The sequence below is a fragment of the Paenibacillus dendritiformis genome (genome assembly GCF_015845845.1).
Classification (GTDB): domain Bacteria; phylum Bacillota; class Bacilli; order Paenibacillales; family Paenibacillaceae; genus Paenibacillus_B; species Paenibacillus_B dendritiformis_C.
Genome location: NZ_LDIG01000273.1, coordinates 22,393 through 28,392, shown reverse-complemented (window position 1 = coordinate 28,392; position 6,000 = coordinate 22,393). Strand labels below are relative to the sequence as shown.

The window sequence follows — 6,000 nt, the reverse complement described above, 5'->3', positions numbered from 1 at the left end:
TCGAAATCCAGTCCGCAAAACCACAAATAGCCCGCATGCATGGGCAGCAGTTGATACAATTCCCGTTCGGAGTGGTTGAACAAATACGAAAGCAGCATCAGTCGAACCATTCGCTCCGGGTCAGCCGCCGGGCGACCGGTGCGTTCCGTATATAGCGGCGCTACCCAATCATGGACGATGGATAAATCAAGCGCCTCGTTGATTTGACGCAGGATGTGCTTTTTCGGCACGAGTTCATCCATATCCACGAATTGAAACATCTGAGGCTGGACAGCCGATGACTTATAGGCTTTCATGTTCAATCACTCTCTCGATTATTTGTTACAGTACAAATTCGACAAAACCATGGGAAAGACCTGTTTAAGCGGACTTTTTCACCGGACTTTTAAAGATTCAACCCGAAACAATTATGTTAGGATAATATTGTAAATATTTGTGGATTACAACCAATCCAGCATGGTAAAATTGAAGGAGGTATGATTGCAATGATCCATAATTCCATGTTTAAAACTTTTTTGAGCTTAGTGTTGGTTTTCTCAATGCTGACGATCGTAACGGTAGGTTTGGACGAAGGTATCGCTAATGGCTATGATGATGTAACCATTCGAATGAATGATATCCACAGTTTAGGGGAATATGTTGAAAATCACAGCTCGGAATTTTTTACAGTTAATGATAATAAAATAATAGAGAAGCTCACCGGCAATCTTTCACTTAACGAAGAAGCCATTTCGTTTTCCGGCCCAGATAAAAAACTATCAAGGGAAAACTTTAAGGGAGCATTTTTTTCAGGAAAAATTCAAGAACGCTATAACGTATACACAGTTGGCTTTGAATCGGTTGATATTCATGGTAAATGATGGTTTATAATGCGATATTGATAGGGATTTATTAATTGATGCCTATCAGCTGAATATTGATAAGAATGAATCCGTTAAAGTTATCCATAAAAATAGCGGCACAATAGTCAACTCAACAGTTGAAGAACTGACAAAACTGAAAAACAGTAATCGTACTAACAGCAGCCAAGAGGAATGCGAGTGGGCTTCTATTGTGGCATGTACCCTTGCAGGTGCAGCATTCGGAGGAGTTGGCGGTCTTGTGTGTACCGTGGCAACCAAATTAATTTGCGATAATTGCGCATGTGATTGATGAGAAAAATGAAAATCAAACTGCTGAAAACGCTTAAAACTCTTTTCATTTGTGCCGGAATCTCAGGAATTGGTATCTTTGATTCCAAATTTTTCACTATCCTAATCACAAAAAATACAATTGACTACTACTATATGACATTAGGTTCAATATTCGCCTTGTTACTCATTATCGGGTTGGCATTAAAGAATATCCTCAAAAAAAACTTTAACGAATAGAGTAGGAGTCCTCCAGTGTGCCTGCATCATCTGGGTATATTTGGGGGACTCAGCTTGCATATACGGAGACATTCCACAAACGGGAACCCAATAAAAAGCATATGTGCCATAACGATTGACTAATTCCTACATGAAAGTCTAATATAGGCAAAAGACCCGCATCTCAATACCGACATATCGCTGATATCACCAAATAACCAGATCATCCGCCATAGGGGTGAACTTATGAAGCCCAGTATCATACACATTCAACTTAGTGATAACATATGCCTGGACATTGAACATGAGGTTCTCATGAACCGTGGAGTTATTATATCGCTGTCGCGAGTCGAATTTCGCTTGTTGTATTATGACGAGAACCATATCATATGTATTCGCAATGCCGGCTACATGCTAACGTAACAATTTTGGCGCAGAGCAGAGAAGCACCGATAATTGTCCACCAACAATGGAAATACAATTGAGTACAGCTTGCCAGCCGAGCCCGCTGCCTGCTCGCGGTTCGTCTTGTCCTCAATGTCGGCCCGGTAAAGCATACCAACGAAGTGAATCTGACAAACCGCCTCATGTGCATTGGCCTTCGCCGCTCCAACAGAACCGGGTTGCGTCCGGATACGGCAACTCCCGCCTTCGCCCTTTGCCCTAGTATCCCATCCGGGCAGGTTCGGTCTCTTCAAATCCCCTTTACTCCAGTATCCCATCCGGGCAGGTTCGTCCCTTTCAATCCCCTTTGCTCAAGTATCCCATCCGGGCAGGATCGACCTTTCCAATCCTCTTTGCTCCAGTATCCCATCCGGGCAGGATCGTACCTTCCAATCCCCTTTTGCTCAGTAGCCCAACCAGTCAGGTTCGTTAATCCCTATGCCCTTTGGTCCAGTATCCCAGATAGTCAGGTACAGCCGGGTACGCCATTACGTTCTTCACCTACCACTCTTTTGTAGAGCTTCTTTTCAAGCAGCCACAATTTTACTAGGCTATAAATAGCTAGTCCTGACAGCGGTTTACGCTCCAACACCAACAAGGAAAGGTTCAATCTGCAAGGGATCAATGACGGGAAAGAATCAGATCCTGAGTAATGGGGAGATTGCCCATAAGAGTTTGAAAGACCTATTTGCATCAGGCCTGCGAGCGGAGATTAGCGATGTTGCTGCACTCGAAAAAATCGTGTTTCTCCGCGATCTTTTCAAGCAGGCCAAATCCTTCACCGGATCAACAATCTGTTGTTCAAGACAGCGTTACAGCCCCAATACCAGCATGGAAAGATTTCATTCTTACAAGGTGAAAAGGACCGGGAAAATTCAGATCCTGAGTAACGGGGAGACTGCGCATAAGAACTTAAAAACATCTATTCGCATGCCTGTTCGCGAAATGGAATAAAAAAATTGGCCGCTCCCGGAAATGAAAAAACCGTGACTCCACAGCCTCAAGTAAGGGGTTAAGAGTCACGGCTTTCTCTAATGAATTGTCCACATAAAAGGAATTATCCAATCATGCCCGTTATTATTTCGGTATAACGGCAAGCTACAGGGTCCCCGCAGAACCGGTCGCCAGTGGGCGGTTGGCTTTGTCGGCGATGTCGGTACGGTAATGCATGCCGGCGAAGTGAATCTGGCGCACCGCCTCATACGCATTGGCCTTCGCCGCCGCGAGATCCGGGCCGCGTCCGACGACGCCGAGCACCCGCCCGCCGTTCGTCCGCCACGTCCCGTCCTGATCGCGAACCGTCCCCGCGTGGAAGAGCAAGGCCTGCTTCGACGCTTCCTCCAGCCCGGTAATGACATCGCCTTTGCGGTAGCTGCCCGGATAGCCTTCGGAGGCAACAATGACGCATACGGCGGCTTCGTCGCGCCATTCAAGTTCGATTTGATCCAGCGTGCCGTCGGTGCAGGCCCACAGCACGTCGAACAGATCCGTCTTCAGGCGAGGCAGCACCACCTGCGTCTCCGGGTCGCCGAAGCGGGCATTGAATTCGACCACCTTCGGCTCCCCATCCGGCGTGATCATCAATCCGGCGAAGAGCAGGCCGCGGAACGGGCGCCCTTCCGCTGCCATCGCCCGCACCGTCGGCTTGATCACCTGCTCCACCGCCCGCGTGAACGCCTCTTCCGGGAACTGCGGCAGCGGGCTGTACGTGCCCATTCCCCCGGTATTCGGGCCAGTATCGCCGTCATAAGCGGGCTTATGATCCTGGGCAGGCACGCACGGCAGCACTGTCTCGCCGTCCACGAACGCCAACACTGACATTTCCTGCCCCTGCATGAATTCCTCAATGACGACCCGGCTGCCGGAGGCGCCGAACTTGCCTTCGATCATCACCTCATTCAATACCTGTTCCGCTTCTTCGACGGTCTGCACGATAGTGACGCCTTTGCCGGCGGCAAGGCCGTCTGCCTTGATGACAAGCGGCATCGCCTGCCCGCGGACATATTCCTTCGCCGCCTCCGCATCATCGAATGCGGCATACGCGGCGGTCGGAATCCCATAGGCGCGCAGCAGGTCCTTCATGAACACCTTGCTGCCCTCAATCTCGGCCGCCTTCCGGTCCGGACCGAATACCCGCACCCCGTGCGCCTGCAGCACATCGACGATACCGTCCGCCAGCGGATCATCCGGGCCGACGACGACAAGATCGATGTCATGGTGGCGCGCATATTTCGCAATCCCTTTATAATCCGTCGCCAGAAATGGAACCCTCTCCGCGACATCCTCCATCCCCGCATTGCCCGGAGCCACCAGCACCTGGCTGACCTTCGGGCTCTGCTTCAGCGCCCATGCCAGCGCATGCTCGCGCCCGCCTGTGCCGATGATCAATACTTTCATGTGATGAAGTCCCCCGTTCCTGTTATCTCCGCTTCAACCGATTCGTGACCGCCCTGTTGCCTTCTCCTGTTAATGCTTGAAATGACGGACGCCCGTCATCACCATTGCCATGCCGTTTCGGTTCGCCGCCTCAATGGACTCTTCGTCGCGCACCGAGCCGCCGGGCTGAATGACCGCCGTAATGCCCGCCGCCGCGGCAAGCTCCAACGTATCGCCCATCGGGAAAAATGCATCCGATGCCAGCACCGCCCCGCGCGCCTTCTCTCCAGCTTGCTCGATTGCGATGCGCGCCGCGCCGACGCGGTTCATCTGGCCGGCGCCGATGCCGACCGTCATGCCGTCCTTGACGAGCACAATCGCATTCGACTTCACATGCTTGACGACGTTCCAGCCGAACAAAAGCTGCTCCAATTCCTGCGCCGACGGTTCCCGTTCGGTCGCCGTTTTCAAGGAAGACGGGTCAAGCGTATGCACATCGGTATCCTGCGCAAGCAATCCGCCCTCTACCGAAGTCAATTGGCGGGCCGGTCTACGTTCCGACGGCGCAGGCTCCGTGCCGGTGCGGAGCAGGCGGATATTTTTCTTCTGCTTGAGGATGTCGAGCGCCTCCGGACTATAATCGGGAGCAATGACGATTTCAAGGAAAATCTCATGCAGCATTTCCGCCGTCTCGCGATCGATCGGCCGATTCGCCGCTACGATGCCGCCGAAGATCGAGGTCGGGTCCGATTCATACGCCTTCCGGTACGCCTCGGCCACTGTAGCGCCGATGCCGACGCCGCACGGATTCATATGCTTCACCGCCACGACAGCCGGCTCCGCGAATTCGCCCACGATCGAAAGCGCCGCATTGGCATCGTTGATATTGTTGTAGGAGAGCTCCTTGCCGTGAAGCTGCTCGGCCGTCGCGACGCTGCCCGCCCCTGCCAGCGGCTGGCGGTAGAATGCCGCCGCCTGATGCGGGTTCTCGCCATAGCGGAGCGGTTGCGCCAGCTCGTAGGTAACGGTGAGCCGCTCCGGCCATGCCTCGCCGGTCTGCTTCGTCAAATAATCGGCAATCAGCGCGTCATACGCCGCCGTATGGCGAAATACCTTCGCCGCCAGACGCTTCCGCGTCGCCAGCGTCGTATCTCCTTGCTGGCGGATTTCGTCCAGCACCCCCGCATAATCCGCCGCATCGACAACAACCGTCACGTCGGCATGGTTCTTGGCTGCCGAGCGCAGCATCGTCGGTCCGCCGATATCGATATTCTCGATGGCCTCCTCATAGCTTACGCCCGGCTTCGCAATCGTCTCCTGGAACGGATACAGATTGACCGCCACCAGATCGATATAGGACAATCCGAGCTCCTCCATCTGCCGCGTATGCTCCGCGTTGCCGCGAACGGCCAGAAGCCCGCTATGCACGGCCGGGTGCAGCGTCTTCACGCGCCCGTCCATAATTTCCGGGAAGCCGGTCACCTCCGAAATGCCGATAACCGGAACGCCCTCGCGCTCCAACAGCGACTTGGTGCCGCCCGTCGATATCAGCTCCACGCCGGCTTCCGCCAGGGCGCGAGCGAATTCCACAATCCCCGTCTTATCGGATACGCTGATTAGCGCTCTACGAATCGTCATTATGCTCTCTCCCTTAATTCAAATCGCGATGCCAAGCCCTAACTTATCTTCCGTCGATGTAACCAAAACTGCCGCGTATTATCACAGTGAGTTTACCTCACAGCGGCCGCTGTTTTCTGGACATTTCTCTTTACTATCCATAAAAACACTTCCCTCTGCTATCATTGTAATGCGATAAAGAACCCTCGTCCAG

At 52.7% G+C, this 6,000-nt stretch carries 5 protein-coding genes; 2 read left to right on the top strand and 3 right to left on the bottom strand.

The genetic code is table 11. From position 1 onward, the window contains the following. The coding region (locus tag ABD76_RS26650) for a transposase (protein ID WP_197253959.1) at positions 1 to 296 on the bottom strand (296 nt) is incomplete at its 3' end. 180 nt (positions 297 to 476) lie between these two features. Here ABD76_RS26650 and ABD76_RS26645 point away from each other — a divergent pair. Next, positions 477 to 860: a hypothetical protein gene (locus ABD76_RS26645; protein WP_197259946.1), complete on the top strand. Its 384-nt coding sequence runs from the start codon at positions 477 to 479 to the stop codon at positions 858 to 860. A gap of 1,557 nt (positions 861 to 2,417) precedes the next feature. Next, positions 2,418 to 2,747: a hypothetical protein gene (locus tag ABD76_RS29045; protein WP_206765820.1), complete on the top strand. Its 330-nt coding sequence runs from the start codon at positions 2,418 to 2,420 to the stop codon at positions 2,745 to 2,747. Between the two features lie 144 nt (positions 2,748 to 2,891). Here ABD76_RS29045 and purD read toward each other — a convergent pair whose 3' ends face one another. Together purD and purH are read right to left on the bottom strand one after the other, a co-directional pair. Further along, positions 2,892 to 4,190 (bottom strand): phosphoribosylamine--glycine ligase, encoded by a 1,299-nt coding sequence (gene purD / locus ABD76_RS26640; RefSeq protein WP_197259945.1) that lies wholly within the window; start codon positions 4,188 to 4,190, stop codon positions 2,892 to 2,894. Positions 4,191 to 4,259: 69 nt separating this feature from the next. After that, positions 4,260 to 5,807 (bottom strand): bifunctional phosphoribosylaminoimidazolecarboxamide formyltransferase/IMP cyclohydrolase, encoded by a 1,548-nt coding sequence (gene purH / locus ABD76_RS26635; protein WP_197259944.1) that lies wholly within the window; start codon positions 5,805 to 5,807, stop codon positions 4,260 to 4,262. Between the last annotated feature and the right edge of the window lie 193 nt (positions 5,808 to 6,000).